Origin of the sequence: uncultured Chloroflexus sp., from assembly GCF_937129525.1 — a bacterium.
Taxonomy (GTDB): Bacteria; Chloroflexota; Chloroflexia; order Chloroflexales; family Chloroflexaceae; genus Chloroflexus.
Genome location: NZ_CAKZNK010000010.1, coordinates 38,297 through 58,898, shown reverse-complemented (window position 1 = coordinate 58,898; position 20,602 = coordinate 38,297). Strand labels below are relative to the sequence as shown.

The 20,602-nt window shown below is 58.3% G+C and carries 16 protein-coding genes; 12 read left to right on the top strand and 4 right to left on the bottom strand.

Features of this window, described 5'->3' with window-relative positions:
- Positions 1-443 precede the first annotated feature (443 nt).
- Together Q0650_RS00565 and Q0650_RS00560 are read left to right on the top strand one after the other, a co-directional pair.
- The gene (locus Q0650_RS00565; protein WP_298814638.1) at positions 444-1,811 is read left to right on the top strand and encodes a dipeptidase; all 1,368 of its coding nucleotides are present in this window, start codon (positions 444-446) and stop codon (positions 1,809-1,811) included.
- A 45-nt stretch (positions 1,812-1,856) separates the two neighbouring features.
- Entirely contained in the window at positions 1,857-2,429 is a 573-nt protein-coding gene (locus Q0650_RS00560; RefSeq protein WP_298814635.1) for a DinB family protein, read from the top strand.
- A gap of 70 nt (positions 2,430-2,499) precedes the next feature.
- Here the strand turns inward: Q0650_RS00560 and Q0650_RS00555 are convergent, their stop codons facing one another.
- Both Q0650_RS00555 and Q0650_RS00550 read right to left on the bottom strand, forming a co-directional pair.
- Positions 2,500-4,770 carry a xanthine dehydrogenase family protein molybdopterin-binding subunit gene (locus tag Q0650_RS00555; RefSeq protein ID WP_298814632.1) on the bottom strand — a complete coding sequence of 757 codons (2,271 nt, stop codon included), beginning with the start codon at positions 4,768-4,770 and terminating at the stop codon, positions 2,500-2,502.
- A 67-nt stretch (positions 4,771-4,837) separates the two neighbouring features.
- Entirely contained in the window at positions 4,838-6,592 is a 1,755-nt protein-coding gene (locus tag Q0650_RS00550) for a DUF3352 domain-containing protein (RefSeq protein WP_298814629.1), read from the bottom strand.
- Positions 6,593-6,819: 227 nt separating this feature from the next.
- On the opposite strand from Q0650_RS00550, the gene Q0650_RS00545 reads away from it, so the two are divergent.
- Positions 6,820-7,728 (top strand): DUF4349 domain-containing protein, encoded by a 909-nt coding sequence (locus Q0650_RS00545; RefSeq protein WP_298814626.1) that lies wholly within the window; start codon positions 6,820-6,822, stop codon positions 7,726-7,728.
- A gap of 96 nt (positions 7,729-7,824) precedes the next feature.
- On the opposite strand, the gene gyrB is transcribed toward Q0650_RS00545, so the two are convergent.
- Both gyrB and Q0650_RS00535 read right to left on the bottom strand, forming a co-directional pair.
- Positions 7,825-9,735 carry a DNA topoisomerase (ATP-hydrolyzing) subunit B gene (gene gyrB / locus Q0650_RS00540; RefSeq protein WP_298814623.1) on the bottom strand — a complete coding sequence of 637 codons (1,911 nt, stop codon included), beginning with the start codon at positions 9,733-9,735 and terminating at the stop codon, positions 7,825-7,827.
- Positions 9,736-9,827: 92 nt separating this feature from the next.
- Entirely contained in the window at positions 9,828-10,667 is an 840-nt protein-coding gene (locus tag Q0650_RS00535) for a hypothetical protein (protein WP_298814621.1), read from the bottom strand.
- Between the two features lie 387 nt (positions 10,668-11,054).
- Between Q0650_RS00535 and nusA the strand changes: the two genes are divergently transcribed.
- The 9 genes from nusA (at position 11,055) to Q0650_RS00490 (ending at position 20,438) form a co-directional block, all read left to right on the top strand.
- The gene (gene nusA / locus Q0650_RS00530) at positions 11,055-12,383 is read left to right on the top strand and encodes a transcription termination factor NusA (protein WP_298814618.1); all 1,329 of its coding nucleotides are present in this window, start codon (positions 11,055-11,057) and stop codon (positions 12,381-12,383) included.
- A gap of 4 nt (positions 12,384-12,387) precedes the next feature.
- Complete coding sequence (locus tag Q0650_RS00525) at positions 12,388-12,714, top strand: RNase P modulator RnpM (RefSeq protein ID WP_298814616.1); 327 nt, start codon at positions 12,388-12,390, stop codon at positions 12,712-12,714.
- A 128-nt stretch (positions 12,715-12,842) separates the two neighbouring features.
- Positions 12,843-15,104, top strand: a complete 2,262-nt coding sequence (gene infB / locus Q0650_RS00520) for a translation initiation factor IF-2 (RefSeq protein WP_298814614.1) — start codon at positions 12,843-12,845, stop codon at positions 15,102-15,104.
- Between the two features lie 316 nt (positions 15,105-15,420).
- Positions 15,421-15,804 carry a 30S ribosome-binding factor RbfA gene (gene rbfA / locus Q0650_RS00515; protein ID WP_298814610.1) on the top strand — a complete coding sequence of 128 codons (384 nt, stop codon included), beginning with the start codon at positions 15,421-15,423 and terminating at the stop codon, positions 15,802-15,804.
- Positions 15,794-16,417, top strand: coding sequence for a class I SAM-dependent methyltransferase (locus tag Q0650_RS00510; protein WP_298814608.1), 624 nt, complete (start codon positions 15,794-15,796; stop codon positions 16,415-16,417). The genes rbfA and Q0650_RS00510 overlap by 11 nt, the downstream gene beginning before the upstream one ends.
- Positions 16,414-17,418 carry a bifunctional oligoribonuclease/PAP phosphatase NrnA gene (locus Q0650_RS00505; RefSeq protein ID WP_298814607.1) on the top strand — a complete coding sequence of 335 codons (1,005 nt, stop codon included), beginning with the start codon at positions 16,414-16,416 and terminating at the stop codon, positions 17,416-17,418. The genes Q0650_RS00510 and Q0650_RS00505 overlap by 4 nt, the downstream gene beginning before the upstream one ends.
- Positions 17,411-18,289: a tRNA pseudouridine(55) synthase TruB gene (gene truB, locus Q0650_RS00500; RefSeq protein ID WP_298814605.1), complete on the top strand. Its 879-nt coding sequence runs from the start codon at positions 17,411-17,413 to the stop codon at positions 18,287-18,289. Before Q0650_RS00505 ends, truB begins: the two co-directional genes overlap by 8 nt.
- Before the next feature lie 29 nt (positions 18,290-18,318).
- Positions 18,319-19,539, top strand: coding sequence for an alanyl-tRNA editing protein (locus tag Q0650_RS00495; RefSeq protein ID WP_298814604.1), 1,221 nt, complete (start codon positions 18,319-18,321; stop codon positions 19,537-19,539).
- 170 nt (positions 19,540-19,709) lie between these two features.
- A complete protein-coding gene (locus Q0650_RS00490) occupies positions 19,710-20,438 on the top strand; it encodes a metal-dependent transcriptional regulator (RefSeq protein ID WP_298814601.1) in 729 nt (242 codons plus the stop codon).
- Positions 20,439-20,602: the final 164 nt, after the last annotated feature.

The following is a 20,602-nucleotide window of genomic DNA, read 5'->3' as shown; positions in this document are numbered from 1 at the left end:
TTGTGTGTTGATTGTCTGAGTCATTCTTTGCTCCAGCTTCATAGCTGCAATGCGGGCAAAAGGTGAGAGTGGATCTGCTCCTTAAGTTGACCTTGCATGTCTGGTCATCGTCTACCGATCGGGTAAGGCGTCAAGTTTGGGCTGACGAGTCGATCAGAAAGAACAATCGCTGATCATGAGATTGATTCTGGAGACCTTCACCAACACGCCAACGGGTGCAAGCGATTGCAACACTGCGTTCGCTTGCCGTCTGCGGCAGTTTGCCGTGATGCCTGACTGCGGGAGGGAACCTTCTCCTTTGCGGAGGAACGCAGGGTTTCGTTTCCTGGCTGTCATAGAAGGGGTGTAGCGCAGGCATACTCTCACTAACCGCGTTATAATGCCCGTATCGCAGCAAATGCTGAACGTCTGCGATCTGTACCTGGAGAGGAGCGCTGTTGGCTATGCCAAATTGGAACAGCTATCTCGTCGAACATCAAGACCGTTTTCTGTCCGAACTGGTCGATTTCCTTCGCATTCCCAGCATCTCGGCAATTTCGGCTCACGCCAACGATGTCTTGCGCGCTGCCGAATGGGTGGCAAATCGCCTGACTGCAGCCGGGCTGGAGCACGTTGCCATTTTACCCACCGGCGGCCATCCGGTCGTGTATGCCGACTGGTTGCATGCGCCCGATAAACCGACGGTTTTGATCTACGGCCACTTCGATGTGCAGCCGGTTGATCCACTCGATCTCTGGACGCATCCACCCTTCGAGCCGCATATCGAACACGACCGCATCTATGCGCGCGGCGCCAGTGACGATAAAGGCAACATGCTCATTCCAATCCTGGCAGTTGAGGCATTGTTGCAGAGCAGTGGTTCGCTACCGGTTAATGTCAAATTCTTCCTCGAAGGGCAGGAAGAGATCGGTAGCCCTCAGATTCCATCGTTCTTGCAGCGCGAACGAGAGCGATTTGCGTGTGATCTGGTGTTGAGCGCCGATGGTGGCCAGTGGAGTGAAGATCAGCCGCTGATTCTGGTTGGTTTACGCGGTGGTTGCGGGGTGCAGATCGATGTCCGCGCCGCCAAAATGGATCTGCATTCAGGGATGTACGGGGGAGTCGTGCAAAACCCCATCCACGCTCTGGTGCAGATTCTCGCCTCGATGCGCTCAGATGACGGCATGATCACCATTCCCGGTTTCTACGATCAGGTGCGTCCGCTTACGCCAGCCGATCGCGCGCGCATCGCTGCAATCCCGTTCGACGAAGCGAAGCTGAAGGAGTCGCTCGGCGTGCCAGATCTTTTCGGCGAGGCCGGTTTTACCCCACGCGAACGTGAGTGGGTGCGACCTACGCTTGAGGTAAACGGTATCTGGGGTGGTTTCCAGCAAGAGGGGGTCAAGACGGTGCTGCCCGCCGAAGCGCACGCCAAGATTACCTGCCGTCTGGTACCCGATCAGGATCCGCAGACCATTCTCGATCTGCTACAGGCACATATCAAACGGCATACTCCTCCCGGCGTGACGGTGACAGTGACGCCATTGGCTTTCCAGGCCTATCCGTACCTCATTCCAGAGGATGATCCCGGTAATGTTGCCGTTCGGGATGTACTGGTCGAGCTGTACGGACGCGAGCCATACTATGTGCGCAGTGGTGGTTCGATCCCGGTTTGCACCCTCTTCCAGCGCCAGCTCGGCGCCTACACCAGCAATTTTGCCTTCGGCCTCGATGACGAGCGCGCGCATTCGCCTGATGAATTCTTCCGCCTGAGCAGCTTCCGCAAAGGTCAGGTGGCCTATTGCAAATTGCTCGAGCGGCTAGGCCGATAAAGCTTTTCGTGTCAGCAGCAATTGTTGCATTGCGAGGAGTTTGCTATGCTCGATTATGCGGCGCTTTACCGCCGAGAGCGCGCGATGCAAGAATTGGTGAGTGATCTCACCGTTGCCGATTTGCGCGCCGAAACTGATGAGATCTATGACACCATTGAACGGCTGATTGCCGATTGTACCGATGCCGATGTAACCTTTCAGCCGATTGATCCAAAAGCTCATGATCCCTTTGCCAGTGACCCGAATGCAGTTAATCAGGCCTGGACGCTCGGTCACGTGATCGTCCATCTGACTGCTTCGTGTGAAGAATCGGCCTTTCTGGCCGCTGAGATGGCGCGTGGGGTGCAGTTGCATGGCCGGTCACGCTATGAAGTGCCGTGGGAAACGGTGACGACTATGGCGCAGATTCGACAGCGGTTAGCGGAAAGCCGCCGGATGCTGCATGCCTCGTTGCAGATGTGGCCCGATCAACCACACCTCGATTACCTGGCCGAACCATGGCCGGGCGCGTCACCGGTGGATGCGCGTGGTCGCTATGCGTTGGGGCTTGCCCATGCCTGGGATCACCTCGGCCAGATCGAAGAGATTGTGCGACAGGCGCGCGCAGCGCGGGGTTGACGAGATACCTGCGCGTGGTTTATGAGAAATGCCCGGTCAGGCAACCATGTACTGACCGGGCATGCTTCTGTTACTGCTCCTGAAGCGCTCGCCATACCACCTCATCGCGCATCGGTAATTCATAAATGCGTGCCCCGGTTGCGTCACGAATGGCATTGGCAATGGCGGCAGCGCCTGCTGTAATCGGCGGTTCACCCACACCGCGCGCGCCGAAGGGGCCGTTGGGCGCCGGATTCTGCACAAGCACAGACTCAAAGGGTGGCACATCGGCGGCGCGTGGCAGGGTGTAATCCATTAAGCTGGCGGTGAGCAGCTCGCCGCGCTCATCGTAACGCAGCGCCTCGTAGAGACCCCAGCCCACGCCTTGCGCCGCGCCACCATGAATCTGGCCTTCAACCATCAAGGGGTTGAGCGGGAAGCCAACATCTTGAATGGCTACGTAGCGCACAGGCTTAACCCGCCCCGTGTCCCGGTCAACCTCAACCTGAACCAGATGCGCAACGAAGCCGGGTGCGTTCTCTGCCGGCGCAGTGCGCCCCTCGCCGACAATCGGTCCCGGCCCACCAGCCTGTTCTTGTGCCCGTCGCGCTACCTCGCCAAGTGGTAAGGTGCGTCCAGGAACGCCACGGATGTGAACCATTCCCTCACGGATGTCGAGATCGTCGATGCGCGCTTCGAGCATATCGGCGGCAATTTCGAGTAACTGTCGGCGCGCCTCGCGCGCGGCAGCGGCCACTGCGCCGGCTACACTGTAGGTGATCTGACTCCCACCGCTGGGGCCGGCAAATGGCCCGCTGCGTGTGTCACCGGTCACGATCTCAACTTGCTCCGGCGGCACGCCGATGATCTCGGCAGCGACCAGCACGAAGCTGCTATTGACGCCCGAGATGTCAACCGATCCCACATGCACACGCACAACGCCATCGGTATCAACCCGGCAAACCGCCGCTGCCGGTGACATCCCGCACGGCCAGCCGCCGATAGCCAGCCCGATCCCGCTCCCAGGGCTGCGTTCGCGCCAGAGTGGGTGATTGGCGGCTGCTTCCAGCACCTTCGTCAAACCGATTGATGGCCATGGATCGTTGTTGCCCATCGGATCGCCAGTGGTTGCCGCATTGCGGAGCCGCAGCTCAAGCGGATCGATGTTGAGACGATAAGCCAGCTCATCGATAGCCGACTCGAGCGCAAATGTTACCTGTGGCGCGCCGGGGGCGCGGTATGCGCCGGCCTGCGGTTTATGGGTCAACACCTCCGTCACATCGATCTGCACATTCGGACAGCGGTAGTACCCGCCGAGCAAGGCGCTCATAATCCCGCCCAGCGTGAAGGGATAGATGCCGTTGTCAACCACAATGTCGGCTACCAGCGCCGTCAAAGCTCCGTCCCGGTTTGCGCCCAGTTTGAGCGTAATGGTACAGGCCGGAGAAGGGGTTGTGGTGAGAAAATCTTCGCTACGGTCAAGCGTGATCCGTACCGGTCGGCCCACTGCCAGCGCCGCTGCCGCAGCCAGCGGATCGAGAATCCCGTACTTGGCGCCAAATCCACCGCCAACCGTCATCGGCACGACGGTGACCTGATGGGGACGCAAGCCGAGTAAGCGAGCCACTTCATCGCGCACACCGAATTGCCCCTGTGTACTGGTATAGACGGTGATCTGCCGGCGGATCGGATCAACATCGGCCACGACTGCATGCGGTTCGAGATAGCCCTGATGGACAATCGCCGTTCGATAGGTTCCTTCGACAACGACATCAGCCGTTGCCAGCGCCGCCAGCGCATCACCGCGACTAAACCGCTTCTGCTCATGAATGTTTGAAGCGGCATGTTCACCCTGTTCCTCGCCGCGGGCTACTGCGGCATGGGCGGCGGTCAGATCAGCGTCAGCCTGGGGCGCGCCTTGTGGCCAGATCACCGGCGCATCTGGCGCCAGGGCAGCTTCGACAGTTGTCGGACCGGGCAGCGGTTCGTAATCGATCTGCAACGCTGCCAGGCCGTCTTCGGCAGCGGCCAGGCTCGTGGCCAGCACCAGTGCTACCGGCTCACCGCGATAACGCGCGACCCCATCGGCCAGCGTGGTGGTTTGACGCGATGAAGGCTGACGCCCGCGAGTGGGTAGATCGGCGGCGGTCAGCACGGTCACGACTCCCGGCACTGCGCGGGCGGCAGTCGTGTCAATCCGAACGATGCGCGCATGGGCGTAAAGGCTCAACGCCAGCTTGCCGTGCAACATGCCGGGTAGCGTCACATCACCGGCATAGCGGGCGCGTCCTGTCACCTTTTCCAGCCCATCAACCGCTTTGCGACTCTTGCCAAGGTAACGATGTGAGGTCGGACTGCTCATGCACATACTCCCTCATTTAGCAGGCTCCGCTCACATCGTACCATGGCTTTTATAAACCACATCACCTCTACGGCTGAATACTCAACAGTAACGTGCCCCGCGCGGCGCCGCGATTGTCGATCCCGGCAGTGCCACCGCTGGTAATCGCCCGGAATGGTTCCAGCCGTCGTTCGAGATCGCGATCGATCGGTTGATCGCTCAGCCGATTATTCAGCTCGCGAACTGCGGTGAGATTGACATACAAAATGCCACTATTGGGCGTTGGCATCGCTCGCAACGCATCGGTATAGATCGAGAAATTAGACAGCTTCTGTTCGGCGCCAAACGCTGCCTCCATCGCCGACCGGCCAACCGCGATGACCAGATCGTTGCCGTTAAAGCCATAGCCGACAAACAAATCACCCTCTTCGAAGGCCTGCACCTGCGTCCGTCCCAATGAGGTCTCGCTAAACCTGATGCCAACCAGATCCTCAACCAGCTCGCTCAGGCGCCGCATACCCTGCCGTGCCGCGTCCTGATCGGCTATTCGCAGGGCAAAGTAGCCGGTTGCTTGCAGATCGGCGCTACTGCCGGGCAACACCACAATGACTCCTTCACCGTGGAACCACCTGAACAGATCCTGTTCAAGGTCGAGATTGAGGCTGTCTTCAAGATTGCGCAGGGTATTGGATGTGTCAGGATTGGCTTCGAGTTGTGTTCGTAACTGCGTTCCCCAATCGGCGGGAATGGCAAAGCTGAAGACCCCAATCGCGGCGCTGCTCACGTCGCCAGCGCGATCGGCAGAAACGACCGGACGAAAGCTGCTCAACCGTTCGCGCAGAGAGCTGCTCAGCCGGTTTTGATCAAAGACTGTCACCGCGTCGAAGCGCAGACCACTTTCGATCACTGCCATCGTCAACCCAACCCCCTGGAGGGCCTGGCTTGCGGCGAGAGCGTCAGCAGCGGCTGTGTTACCATCGTCGAGATTGTTCTGCTCGATCAGGGTGTTGATCAGACGGGCGATAGTATCGCCGGCCAGGTAGATCGTGCCGATCCGGTCGCCAGGCAGACTCTGGGTAACGGCCTGATATTGAGGGCTACGAGCCAGCGCGGTTTCGCTCCGCTGCTCGATCAACGCTTGAATGCTGGCCGCATTGTTGGCGAAGACAACCATATCGCGGGCGAGGGCAAATGCGGCGAATGGCGTTTCATCGCTCTCGCTCGCGTAGATCGTTACATTGTTGACCGTGTTGCTGGTGAATCGTTCGCCTTGTTGCTCGCGGAAGGCGCGTTGTTTGTCGAGAAAGGCCTGCGCCGCCTGTTGATCGCGCGCGGCTACGATCAAGAGCACATTGCCATCAAACTGATCAACCGCCGGCGGTGGATCTAGCGGTGATGCTGGAAAGACCGGATTGATCGCACCGCCATTAGCGATCTCGCCGAAACGCTCGATTGGCGCGCCATGCACGGCGAAAGCTGCTTCGGGGCCGATCCACGGCGCAATATCCTCGGCAAAAGTGACCCCGAAACGTTCCTGTAAAAAGTCAGTTGTCGTATCGGTGTTCTGGTAGTCAAAGGTTTCAGGGAAGGCTCGTCGCAGGCGGTCAATGTTGGGCAGGTCGCTGAGATTGGGCGTGATAGCGGCATAAATTTGCGTGTCTGCTGGCAACAGTTCAGGTATGGCACTGGCCCGTTGGGTCAAGAGATTAAACGCCAACGCGCCAGCGCCAACCAGAATGAGCAGGAGACCGACAGCAAGACCACCGATGATCAAGAGGGGCGAACTACGGCGTGGCGCGGGAGGAGTTACGGGCGGAAGCGAGAGGGGGTCAGTAACAGTCATTGCTTTCCTCCTTTTGTGAAGTCACCAGATAGCGGGCAACGTTCACGCGCGATCTTCCTCACAGACGTTCCTGACGATCAACTGAAGTGCCGCTCTGTATATTCCTCTGTCGCTATAGGTTTACGTGTTTTGTTGAAAAAAGTTTCTCTGCGGTATCAGGAACGAAATCTGACCTCTCAACGTTACTCAAAACAACAGCAGATGTTTCAATCCGAGGAGGCAAGCGTATGGTTCGACCGGTTACAATCGTGATGCTCCTGGCACTGTTCTGGCTAACAGCATGTGGTGGGGTGGGAGTCGCATCTAATGAGGTCATCACAGCGCCTGCTATGGGAGCAATGCCGGAGGCACGGTCAGAGAGAGCGACTGCGATAGAGAGCGCAGGTTCGGCTGCCGGTGGCGCAGCTTCTGGTGAGAGCAGCACTCAGGCGCAGTACGGGTTGCGCATGGTCATCATGAATGCTAGCCTGGTGGTCGAGGTAGCATCGGTCGATCAGGCAGAAGCGCAGTTGCGCAACAGCGTCAATCGGTTGGGTGGTTATACGCTCTACGCGCGCGCGACAGGCGAGGGTGAAAACAAGACTTCGTATGTTACGTTTCGAGTGCCGGTCGAGCATTTCGATCGCTTTTTAACAGATGTGGAAGGAATTGCCGAGCGTGTGATCAGACGCGAAGTCCGTGGCGAAGATGTCACCGAAGAGTATGTCGATCTTGAAGCGCGCTTGCGCAATCTGGAGGCGTCGCGCGATCGCATTGCCGCTCTACTGGCGCGAGCAAATACGGTAGAGGAAACGCTGCGCATCAACCAGGCCCTGACCGAGATACAGGGGCAAATCGAGCATTTGCAAGGCCGTATGCGGTATCTTGAACAAAACGCCGCTTACTCAACGATTGATATTGAACTGCGACCGTTGCCGCCTGCGCCAGAGCCATCACAGACGATCTGGCCAACGTGGGAACCGGGGAAAGTATGGAGTGAACAACTGGCCTTGCTCGCTACATTCGGGTACACGCTGCTCAACGCGCTGATTGTGATCGTGGTCTGGACGCCGGTCTGGATCATCCCGGCGTTCCTGGTGGTCTGGCTGTGGCGCCATTGGCAGCGCGGTCGCCAAAGCGAGCAGGTCAGGAGCTGATCAGAACATCAAACGACGCAGGCGTACCGGCGTGGAAACCTGCGTCGTTTTGCGGGAGGATGAACCACCACCTGCGGTGCCGTCGTAACCTGCGCGTCAGATATCCAGTTCTACCACCTCATTGGCATGAGTCTGGATAAATCGCCGGCGCGGCGGCACCAGATCGCCCATCAGCATTGTAAAAGTCTCGTCGGCGCGGGCTGCATCTTCCAGGGTAACCTGCAAGATAACCCGATTCTGTGGATTCATCGTTGTTTCCCAAAGCTGTTCAGCATTCATCTCCCCCAGGCCTTTATAGCGCTGAATTTCAACTTTTGTGCCGGGGGGCAACTTGCTCAGGTAGGCATCGCGCTCGGCATCGGAATAGGTATAGACCTGCTCGCGCCCGTGCTTAATCCGGTAGAGCGGCGGCTGGGCGATGAAAAGATGACCGTTGGTAATGAGAGGCCGCATGTGGCGAAAGAAGAACGTAAGCAAGAGTGTGCGGATATGGCTACCATCGACATCAGCGTCGGTCATCAGAAAGATGCGATGATAGCGCAGCTTACTCAGATCGAACTGATCGCCAATCGAAGCGCCGATTGCGGTAATCAATGCCCGCACTTCGGCATTCGAGAGCATTCGGTCGAGCCGGCTCTTCTCGACGTTCAAAATCTTCCCGCGCAGCGGCAGAATGGCCTGGAAGCGGCGGTCGCGACCTTGCTTGGCGGTGCCACCAGCGCTATCGCCCTCAACGATATACAGTTCGCAGCGGGCCGGGTTAGGATCGGAACAATCGGCCAGTTTGCCGGGCAGTGAAAAGCCCTCCATTGCGCTCTTGCGGGCCGTCTCACGCACTTTTTGCACGGCGAGGCGAGTGCGAGCAGCGGCGATAGCCTTCTCGATAATCCGGCGCGCGTCAGCCGGGTTTTCATCGAGCCAGGCGCTAAACGCATCGCCGAACACTGTCGCCACGGCACTCGCTGCTTCTGGGCTAACCAGCTTCTCTTTGGTTTGCGAGGAAAATTGCGGGTCTTTCAATTTTACGCTGATGACCGCGGTCAAACCTTCGCGCACATCATCGCCGGTAAGATTGCTTTCGCTCTCTTTCAACAATCCCTTTGCTCTGGCATAGGTATTGATCACGCGGGTCAGCGCTGTGCGAAAGCCTGACAGATGCGATCCCCCGTCGGAATTATTGATATTATTGGCGAAGGTATAAACGTTATCGGTATCGAACGTGTCGGTATACTGCAACGCCACTTCCACCATCACATCATCGACCACACGCTCAACGTAAAACGGCTGGCGATGCAGCACCGTCTTATCTTTGTTGAGATGACGAACGTATGAAACGATTCCGCCCTCAAAATAGAAGTTGAGTTCGCGGTTAGTGCGTTCGTCAACAAACCGGAACCGCAACCCCTTATTGAGATAGCTCATCTCGCGGAAGCGTTGGGCAAGCGTATCGAAATTGTAATCGAGGGTTTGAATGATCGACGTATCGGGCAAAAAGCGAGTGGTTGTGCCGTGGCGGTCAGTTGGTTCGAGATCGACGACATCGGTCACCGGCAGGCCAGCGCGATACTCCTGATAGTAGTGACGACCGTTGCGGTAAACATCCACCCGCATATACGATGAGAGCGCGTTAACCGCCGAGACACCGACGCCGTGCAGACCGGACGAAACCTTGTAGCCGCCGCTGCCAAACTTGCCGCCGGCGTGAAGGCGGGTCATCACCAGGGTCAGGGTACTGATCCCTTCTTTAGGATGGATACCGACCGGAATCCCCGATCCGTCATCGCTCACCGTCACCGAACCATCGCGATGAATGGTAACGCTAACGCTGGTGGCGCGTCCGGCCATCACTTCATCGACCGAATTGTCAACCACCTCGCGCACCATGGTGTGGAGGCCATTGATGTCGGTGGGGCCGATGTACATACCGGGGCGCTTACGGACGGCTTCCATGCCTTCCAGCACCTGAATCTGACTTTCGTCGTAGGTTGTCGGAGTCTGGTTTGTCATTGGTCGTGATCCTTAATGATTCCTGAATGTTGCGCTCTGATGACACGCCATGGCGTTCATCGTCAGGAATGGCCGATGCGCGTCTTCTGGCGCTAACGGTTGGCGTAGCGTAGATACAATTGCAAGCGAGCGGCGCGCAGCCCGCTCCCGATATAGGCATTGCCGACGATAGCTGGCGCCAGCCAGCCTGGTTGAGCGGCCAATGCGCGCCAGAGATGAGCGAAGCCAACTTCGATTACCGCGCAGAGAGCGAGAAACGTGGCGATTGAAAACCAGCGCCGACGGGCAAATTGCCAGCTTGCCCGGAGCGCTGCCAGTGGCCCGTGGTGGTGAAGTGTAATTACCTCTGGCGTGAAGCCGAAGGTAATAAACCCGATCACACCCAGCGCGATCCAGCCGGTGTAGAGAAACGGGATGGCAGTCGGTAGCAGGATCGCCAGCAGGATGGATAAGGCTGCCAATGGCGCCAGGACGCTGCCGATAATGATTAGAACGCCGCCAAGTCGCAGGCTGATTGACAGACTGCGCGCCAGCATGGTTGCCAACCGGGATTGTTCGCGTTGCAAGAGCTGGCGCAGACTGGCCAGAAATGCGCCGCTCAGACCGAGCGTTATCCCGTTTAAAATGAGCACGGTGAGAAGGTAAACGCCGTCTGGCAACGCTTGCGGTGGCGGTGTCGTTATCTCAGCGCCAGGGGTGAGCAGCGGGATATAATTGGCGACAACCAGCAGGGTGCGCGCATCGATAGCGTGCAGTGTGCCAAGCCATTGGCCGAAGATCCCCTGCGCGCCGAGATCGGGTAGCAGCAGTGTGATAGGACTGCCGAGCCACAGGTAGGCACTTAACCCGATGGAGAAGAGCAAGATGAATGGCTGACGGTGTATCAGTGCATAACCGGCAGCCAGAATGTCGATCAACGATGGTTGGCGCATGCGTTTCGCTCATACCTGCTTGCTTTGTCAGGCTCTATTATACCACAAATCGGTCATCACCGTCATTGTTTTTGGAACAAGCGTTCTGTTTCATTGCCGAAAATCAGTTCAAAAATGGTTTGCAAAAGCCGATCGGTGGTGATATACTTGACGTGTGGAGTAAGGTTGCACCAATCGTGGGCATGTGCAACCGCCTGCTTGACACTCGCTGCTGTCGAAATGGGCGACAGTCTCATCAGGCCGTTCAGGGAAGCGCGATGAACCGTCTGTGAGTACCGCTAAAGAGCCGCTTCCGCTGCCAGGGCAGCGGTCTGGCGCAGCAGTCTGCGTTGTTCGAGTGGAAAGTGGGTTATACCCACTTTTCTTATTGTCAGGCGAGTTACAGCGATGAAAAGCGATTTTTACGCGGCAATTACTCAGATTGCGTCCGAGCGCGGCATTCCAAAAGAGGCCATCATTGACGTGATGGAACGGGCATTGGTGAGCGCCTACAAGCGCCTGCTTGGCCCGAATCCACCAACTGTAGAGGTGACAGTCAAGCTCGATCCGGTCAGCGGCGCGGCGCGGGTTTATGCCGAAAAGCAGGTTGTCGATGAAGTGTACGACGAGCGGTTTGAGATCGATCTCGAGTCTGCCCGTCGCATTAAACCTGATGCCCAGATTGGCGAAACCGTGCTGGTCGAGAGCACGCCTCGCGATTTTGGTCGGATCGCAGCCCAAACGGCCAAACAGGTGGTGTTGCAAGGGATCAAAGAGATCGAGCGCAATTACGTGTATAGCGAGTTCGAGAATCGTGAAGGCGAGTTGTTGACGGCAACTGTGCAACGCAACAATGGCCCACGTGGCAATGTTATTCTTGAGCTGGGGAAGGCTGAGGCAATCATTCCACCCAAAGAGCAGGTGGCGAACGATCGCTATTACCACGGTCAGCGCTTGAAGGTCTACTTGCTCGAGGTGAAGAAGGATGATCGCGGTCCACGCCTGATCGCATCGCGCGCGCACAAAAATTTGATCAACCGCCTGTTTGAGATGGAAGTGCCCGAAATCTACAACGGTGTAGTTGAGATCAAGTCGGTGGCGCGCGAACCGGGTCTGCGCACGAAGGTGGCAGTTACTGCCCGTCAGGAGGGGATTGACCCGGTTGGCTCGTGCGTCGGTATGCGCGGCATCCGCATTCAAAATATCGTCAATGAGCTGAACGGCGAGAAGATCGACGTGGTGCAGTGGTCGTCCGATCCGCGTGAGTATATCGCCAATGCGTTGTCGCCGGCGCAGGTGGTGGAAGTGCATCTCAATGATCATGATCACACTGCGCTGGTGATCGTGCCCGACAAGCAGTTGTCGCTAGCTATCGGCAAGGAAGGGCAGAATGTGCGGCTGGCGGCCAAGCTGACCGGCTGGCGGATCGATATCAAGAGTGCCTCGGCACTGTTAGAAGAGGAGCGGGCGGCGGCTGAGGCGCGCGCTGAAGCCGAGGCCGAACAGATGGCGCTTGAGGCCGAGCTGGCCAGCGCGCCGGTGGAACAGCGGGTTGTGCAGCCCGACGGTACTATCCGTTACCGCGGCCATCGCTATGGCCCGCTCGGTCACGATCTGGTCGGTCAGACGGTGCAGGTGCGGGCAACGTCACAAAAGATCTTCATCTACTACAATAATCGCCTGTTCGCCTCTTATATCTTGCTCGAAGGCGGGCAGGCTTCGCCCGATGAGGAGTAAGGCGATGGTGGCAAAAGCCAGGTCTCATTCGGCGCGACCGCGCCACATTCCACAACGTTCTTGCGTTGTGTGTCGGCAGATTGACGCCAAGCGCGCCCTGATCCGGTTGGTGCGTGATGCCGACGGGCGGGTGGCGATTGATCGCTCTGGCAAACAACCCGGACGTGGCGCCTATCTCTGCCACAATCCTGAATGCTGGGCGCTCGCGCTTCGTCGCCATGCGATTGAACGCGCCCTGAAGATCACCGCGCTGCATCCAGATGATCGGGCAACGATTGAACAGATGATGCGGCAATTGTTTCAGGCAACCGAGCCAACAGCGCTAATCTGAGCAATGTTCGGCAGGTGTTGATCGGTCTTGCGGCTGGTGGCTGCCGCGAGCGTTGTTGGTCGGATACGCCTGAGTGGTAGTGAGAGATCTCCCGGTGATGGGTGTTCTCTCCAGAAAGGAAGTAGAGCATGAGTGACAAGCCTCGACGAGATACAGGCGGTACCGGCACAAGCAGCGGACGTAGCGCCAGTCAATCGAATAACAATCGCACCGCAACCGGGTCAGCCAATACCGGCGCCGGTCGCAATTCCAATCCAACGGCAGGCGGTAATCGTCCTCAGACCGGTCAGGTTGCCAATCAGCAGCCCGCTGCGAGTGGTCGGGCAACGTCGGCGGGGCGTAATTCATCGCCGGCAGGTGGCAGCTCGACGCGCGCGACACAACCGACGAATGCGCGCGGTGGCAATGCGCCGGCAGCTCGTGGCGGTAGCGCTCCGACCGGGCGCAATACTCCCCCTGCTTCGTCGCCACCTCGCGGTGGTGGCAACGCGCGCGGGAATCGTTCGCAATCGACACGTGGCCGTCCTCAACCCGAAGAACGTGAACGCGAGCGCGATAGTGCGCTCCGGCGTCCGCCGGCGCCGCCGACACCGCGTCCGGTGGCGCGTCCCCGCGGCCCGGTTGCGCTGCCGCCGGTAATGACGGTGCGCGAGTTGTCGGAGGCAACCGGTGTAGGCGCTGCTGAGATTCTCAAGGCGATGCTGAAGGCCGGTATGCTTGCCAATATTAATCAGCAGATCGACTATGAAACGGCTGCGCTGATTATGGCCGATTTTGGCATTGAAACGACCGAAAATGTTCCCGAGCAGATGGCGGGGATTGTTGAAGATATCAAGGAAGTTTTGAAAGCGCAGCCACCAGAGGAGATGCGGCCTCGTCCGCCAGTGGTCACGATCATGGGGCACGTTGACCACGGTAAGACCAAGCTGCTTGATGCGATTCGCTCAACCCGTGTGGCCGAGGGTGAAGCGGGTGGTATTACTCAGCATATTGGCGCGTACCAGATTGAAGTCAATCATCGCAAGATCACCTTCCTCGATACGCCAGGTCACGAAGCGTTCACTGCGATGCGTGCCCGTGGCGCTCAGGTTACCGATATTGTGGTGCTGGTCGTGGCTGCCGATGATGGGGTCAAGCCGCAAACCGAAGAAGCAATTGCCCACGTGAAAGCGGCTGGGGTGCCGATGATCGTGGCAATCAATAAGATTGATTTGCCTACCGCTAACCCCGATCGGATTAAGCAGCAACTGGCGGCGATTGATGTGATTGTGGAAGAATATGGCGGTAATGTGCCCTGTGTGCATGTTTCGGCCCGCCAGAAGATCAATATTGATGGCCTGCTGGAGATGATTTTGCTGGTAGCGGATCTGGAAGATCTGCGCGCAAATCCCAATGCGCCGGCAGTGGGGACCATTATCGAGGCCAGGCTCGATAAGAGCCGCGGTCCGGTGGCGACTGTGCTGATTCAGAATGGCACGCTCCACCTTGAAGATAATGTGCTGGTGGGTTCGGTGGCCGGCAAGATCAAGTCGATGTTCAGCGATAGCGGCAAGCGCCTGCGCCACGCTGAACCGTCTACGCCGGTTGAGATTATCGGTCTTGAAGGTGTGCCGCAGGCGGGCGACATCTTGCAGGTGATGGACGATCTGGTGTTGGCGCGTGAGATCGCATTGCAGCGCCAGCGCCAGCAACGCGCCGAAGCGATAGCTGCCAGCGCGCGCGGCACCAGCCTTGAAGAGTTGTTCGGGAAGGTCAAACAGGGTCAGGTGAAGGAATTGAACCTGATTCTGAAAGCCGATGTGCAAGGTTCGCTTGACGCCATTGCGCATCTGATCGAGCAATTGAACCAGTCGCAGAGCGAGGTGCAGACGCGCATTATCCATCGCGGTGTTGGCGCGATCACGGAAGGTGACGTGAACCTGGCGCTGGCCAGTAACGCTATTATTATCGGCTTTAATGCCCGGCCTGACCCGGCAGCTCGCCGCCATGCTGAGCAGCACGGCATCGATATTCGCTTCTACAATATCATCTATCAATTGCAGGACGATTTGAAGAAGGCGATGGCCGGTATGCTCGCGCCGACGTTCAAGGAGGTGGTCGAAGGCTTTGCCGAAGTGCGCACTACCTTCCGCTTGCCTACCCGTGAGATTGTGGCCGGTGTGTATGTAACCGATGGTAAGATTACGCGCACCGGTCAGAATGTGCGGGTGCTGCGTCGCGGTGTGGTGATCCACGATGGTAAGATTTCGTCACTCAAGCGGTTTAAAGACGATGTGCGTGAGGTTACTGCCGGTTATGAGTGCGGTCTCATTGTGGAAGGTTTCAACGACATTGAAGCCGGTGATGCGCTGGAGTTTTATCGCCAGGAGCAGGTAGCTGCATCATTGTGATAGGTTGTGACGCAACAGATCTTTCGGCAGAAGCGAGCTGCTCCTCGCTTCTGCCGCAAGTATTGGCTACGCGACGATGTGAGCGTCTGTTCGTTGTCTGGATGAAGACGCGCGTGTCGGCTATCAGTTAATCAAGGGCGAGCCGATGCCGGTGTCGTCCAGGGTACGATCATTCGCCGCGGCGTTTGGGAGTACGGGTTTCCTCATCATTACGCCGGCCTGTGCCATATGTGTGCCCATACTTCCCGCCGCCAGCCCGCCAAATGAGGTTCGAAAAGCTGCACGCAATGTGCGCGCATCGTGAAGAGGTTGTGGTATGTCGAAACAACGTTTGCAACAGGTTGCTGATACGATGCAGCGCGTTCTTGGTGAGGTCATCCAGAAAGAGTTAAAAGATCCAAGGGTCGGATTTGCTACCGTTACCGGTGTTGAAGTGAGCGCCGATCTTCAGCACGCCAAAGTGCGGATCTCGGTGATGGGAACTCCGGAAGAACGCGCAACGACTATGGCTGCTTTGCAACGCGCTCGGGGTTTTCTGCGCAAACGTCTGGCCGATGAGATGGGGTATATGCGCTTTATTCCAGAGTTGCACCTGATCCAGGACACCTCACTCGATTACAGCATGCATCTCGATGAGGTGTTTCGCGCTATCCAGCACGAACGGATGGTTAATCCACCTAAACTCGACGATGAGCAATAACGCGATTCCGTTCGATCCGTATTACAAGAAGCGAATCGCTTATGCGCTGCGCGGTCAGCAGTTTGCCTTCGATGTCGGCCATACGATCTTCTCGTCGTTTCAGGTTGATGAAGGCACCGATTTGCTTTTGCGCCTCATCGAACCAGCATCGCCTGACCCGCAACGCATTCTCGATCTTGGCTGCGGTTGTGGCGTTATCGGCATTTGCCTGGCTCGTCGTTTCCCTCAAGCTGAGGTGACGCTGGTTGATAAGGATCTGCTGGCGGTGCGCTACGCCCGGCATAATGCTGCGCTCAATGCCACGCCGAATGTGACGGTCATGGGTAGCGTCGGCTTGAGTGATGCGCCTCCGGGTCCTTATGATTTGATTGTCTCTAACATCCCCGCTAAAATCGGCGATTACGCAATTGAGCATGAATTCATCCTGGCGCCGCTGCGCTATTTGCGGCCCGGCGGCGAATACTGGTTTGTGGTGGTGAGCGGTCTTAATCATTTGATCCCACGCCTTGGCCCGCGTCACCATCTTCGCTTGAAGGAGATTAAGAAACGCGCTGGCCATTCCGTATATCGGATTATTGCGCCTGCTGCTGGCGAAACTACAGGAGCGTTATGATTTATACCGATCCGCAACAGGCCGCCGGGCCGATCCGCGCAGCACTGGCAGATGCTCAACGCATTCTCTTGTTGAGCCACGTCAATCCTGATGGCGACGCTATCGGTTCGATGTTGGGCACAATGCACGTTTTGCGCGCGCTGGGCAAAGAGGTGATTGCGCTTGCGTCATCAGCGCCGCTCGATTATTGCGCCGCGTTGCCTGGTTTCGCCGATGTCCATATCTACCGTCCCGGTGAGTCGTTACCGGATTGCGATTTGATCTGGATGGTAGATGTGGCTCATCTCTCGCGAGCCGGCGCCATTTACGATGAACATCAGGCGACGCTGGTGGCTCGTCCTTTAATTATCGTCGATCACCACGCCACCAACGATGGTGGTGGTACTGTGAGTCTGATCCGCGCTCAAGAGCCGTCATGCGCCGATGTGTTGTTCGATCTGTTTGCTGCGCTGGGATGGCCACTATCGCCTGACGCAGCCACTTGCCTGTTCCTGGGCATGATGACCGATACGCAAAGTTTTCAGACTCCCAACGTGAAGCCGGCGACGCTGCGCCGTGCCGCCGCGCTGCTCGAAGCCGGCGCCGATAAGCAACTCGTTGTCGATGCAGTCTTCTTCTCGATTCCACCTTCGACATTGCGCCTGACCGGAATGGCCATGGCTCATTTGCAACAGGATGATGGGATCTTTTGGGTGGTGGTGACTCAAGAGATGATGCAGACTGCCGGCGCTGACGAAAAGGCGACCGATGACACGGTTGGCCGCTTGCAGCGGGTAGCCGGTATGCGCGCTTGCGCGCTCTTCCGGGAACGGGCTGATGGCACAGTTAAGATTAGTTTGCGCTCGATTCCCGGCATTGATGTGGCGACAGTGGCCAGGTTGTGGGGAGGTGGCGGTCATCGGCAGGCAGCCGGCGCAACGTTGCAGATGAGTCTGGAAGCGGCAGTGGCTGCGGTGTTGCCGGCTTTGCGGCAGGCGGTTCAGCAACAACGCCATGAGTGATCTAACAGGTTTTCTGGTTATCGATAAACCGGCAGGTTTGACATCGCACGATGTGGTGGCGCGGGTGCGACGACTGGTTGGGCGCGCTGTGAAAGTGGGGCATGCCGGCACGCTTGATCCGGCTGCGACCGGCGTGTTGCCGGTGGCAGTGGGAAGCGCCACGCGCTTGATTGAGCATCTGATGGAAGCGCGCAAGGGCTACACCGGCGTGGTGCGCCTGGGAGTGCAAACGACGACCGATGATGCCGAGGGTGAGGTGATTGCCATCCAGCCAGTTCCTGCCTTGACGGTAGCCGAGATTGAAACGGTGTTCGCCCGCTTTCGCGGTGACATCTGGCAGCAGCCACCGGCCTTTTCTGCGCTGCGCGTGGATGGTCGGCGCGCCTACGCACTGGCGCGCGCTGGCGACAGCGTGGCACTCCCGCCGCGCCCGGCGCGGATCGACCGACTAGAGCTGTTGGCGTGCGCTTTGCCCGATCTAACCATTGCCGTCGAGTGTGGCAAGGGAGTCTACGTTCGCGCGCTCGCCCGCGACATCGGCGCTGCGCTCGGTTGTGGCGCGCATCTGGCGGCGCTGCAACGCACCTTTACCGGCCCATTCCGGATCGAACAGGCGATACCCTTTGCTGCGATCACCGACCGCGCGACGGTAGTTCAACACCTGTTGCCGCCAGAAATGGCGCTGGGCGACTGGCCGGCAATTCAGCTTGACCCGGCAGAGACGCGCCGTGTGCAGCATGGCATGGCAATTCCGGCCAGCGATGACGACGCATCCCGCGCGCGTGCCCACGATCCGGCGGGACGGCTGGTCGCGTTGCTCGAACGCGATGGCAGATGGTGGCGACCGGTAAAGGTCTTCAACAACGGTTGATAGCAGCGTAGCTTCATGCAGATTACCCTATGGAAGCAACCCGCCGCCTCTACTACGACAACTCATATCTGACCGAATTCACCGCGCAGGTGGTGGCTGTCGCTGAACGCGACAATCAGCCGGCACTGGCACTTGATTGTAGCGCCTTCTACCCGGAAGGCGGTGGTCAGCCGGCAGATCGGGGCTGGCTCGCGGAACCGGTAAGCGGGCAGCGCTGGCCGGTTGTTGATGTCCAGGGTGATGATGGGGTGGTGTGGCATCTGCTGGCTGCCGGACAGCCATTGCCACCGATTGGCGCAACCGTTACCGGTCAGATCGATTGGGCGCGGCGGTTTGATCATATGCAGCAGCATTGTGGCCAGCACATTCTTTCGGCTGCATTCATCACCGTCTGTAATGCGCCAACCGCCTCGTTCCATCTGAGTGAGCGGAGCGTGACGATCGATCTGGCGGTGGCCGGGTTGGACGAGGATCAAATTTGGGCTGCCGAAACCTGGGCGAATGCGGCGGTATGGCAGAACCTACCCGTACAGGCGCGTTTTGTGACGCCTGCCGAACTGACTCAGATCCCGTTGCGCAAGCCGCCGGCAGTTAGTGGTGATGTGCGGGTTGTCAGCATTGGCGACATTGATCATTCGGCGTGTGGCGGCACTCATCCGGCGCGCAGCGGCGAGGTTGGCGCAATTGCGGTATTGGGTTGGACGCGGCAACGCGGGATGATCCGGGTTGAGTTTGCGTGCGGGAATCGGGTCATTGCCGCCTTACGCGCGCGCGATGCGGCGGCGCGGGCCGCGGCGGCTACGCTTAGCGTGAGTTGGGCCGAGTTGCCGGAGGCTGTCAACCGGTTACGCGCAGCGCAACAGGCGCTACAACGTGAGTTGACGCAGACGCAACGCGATCTCGATGCGCTCCGGGCCGCGCAATGGTACGAGCAGACACCACCGGTGAACGGAAAGCGTGTCGTCACAGTCACTCTTCCCGGCGTCGGCATAGAACGACTGCGGGCTATTGCCGGTCAGATTGCCGGCTTGCCGGGTGGCATCGCAATTGTTGTCGGCGGCATTGATCAGTCGCAGGTGGTTGTAGCCTGCGCCGAGGACAGTGGCGCCGATGCGCGCGCCATCCTGGCTGCAGGTACGGCTGTGGCTGGCGGGAGGGGTGGTGGCACTGCGCGCCTTGCTCAGGGTGGCGTTAGCCAGCCGGCGGCGTTGTCGGAAGCGATGACGGCAATGGTTGAGCGCGCGCGTTAGGTTCAGGCAGATTGAATCGACGCTGTGGCCGTCGCTTTGCGCCGATAATTACCCGTTGTCAGTAGAGACGTTGCATTGCAACGTCTCTACGCTCATGCGGGAGATTTTCGGACGTGTTACAATACACCTGAGTAACTGTTAAGGTGTGCCTAAACTGTCTGGAGCAGGTCATGAGCGAAAGTGTCGAAATGTATCTGGTCATGACAGCCCTCTTGCGCGCAGCTCCTGATCAACCGGTACCGGTGTCGCGGCTGGCGAGCCGGCTGGGAGTTTCGCAAGTTTCGGCTAATGAGATGTGTCACCGCTTGCAAGAGCGCGGCCTGCTCTCGTATCAGCCCTACCGTGGCGTGACGTTGACTCCCGATGGCGAGGAATGGGCGCAGCGCATTCTTTCACGCCGGCGCATGTGGGTTATTTTCCTGGTTCAGAATCTCGGCATCGAGCCAGCGGAAGCCGATGCGCTGGCGTGTCAGCTCGAGCACGTGACCTCAGATCGGCTTGATGCCGCGCTGAAAGCGTTTCTTGAACGCGACCCGGCAGCCGCTGCGCTGACCGATGGTGAACCAAAGCCGCTGAGCGCCTGCGCTGCCGGCATGCATGGGAGGGTGGTAACGGTTGATGTCGAAGCGGCAGTGGCGGCATTCCTTTCCCGCCAGGGTCTCGCGCCCGGCGCGATGGTCGAGGTATTGGCCGTAAGTGATGATCGCTCGGCGCTGGTTCAGACCGGCGACCATCAGCTTGCGCTGTCCGGCACGCTTGCAACACGCATTATCCTGGTTGCCGATACCGAATTGACTGAGCGGCGCGCGGTTTGGCGACGGTGTAGCGCGTTTTGGTCTTGTTTGCGCGGCGACGTTCCTGAATGTTCCGCGATCGAGAGTCATCCGGGTGAACAATAAGACTGTCGGTTGTTGCCCTGGCCTGACCACATTCTTCCCGGCCCTCAACCGGCAAAGCATGTTGCTAGCCTGATTGTCATTGTTTCTTTCCCCTCGGTTGTCAATCTCTCACTTTCGCAGTTGTCGTAGTATCTGGTATAAGACTTAAGGACTACCATAACTTT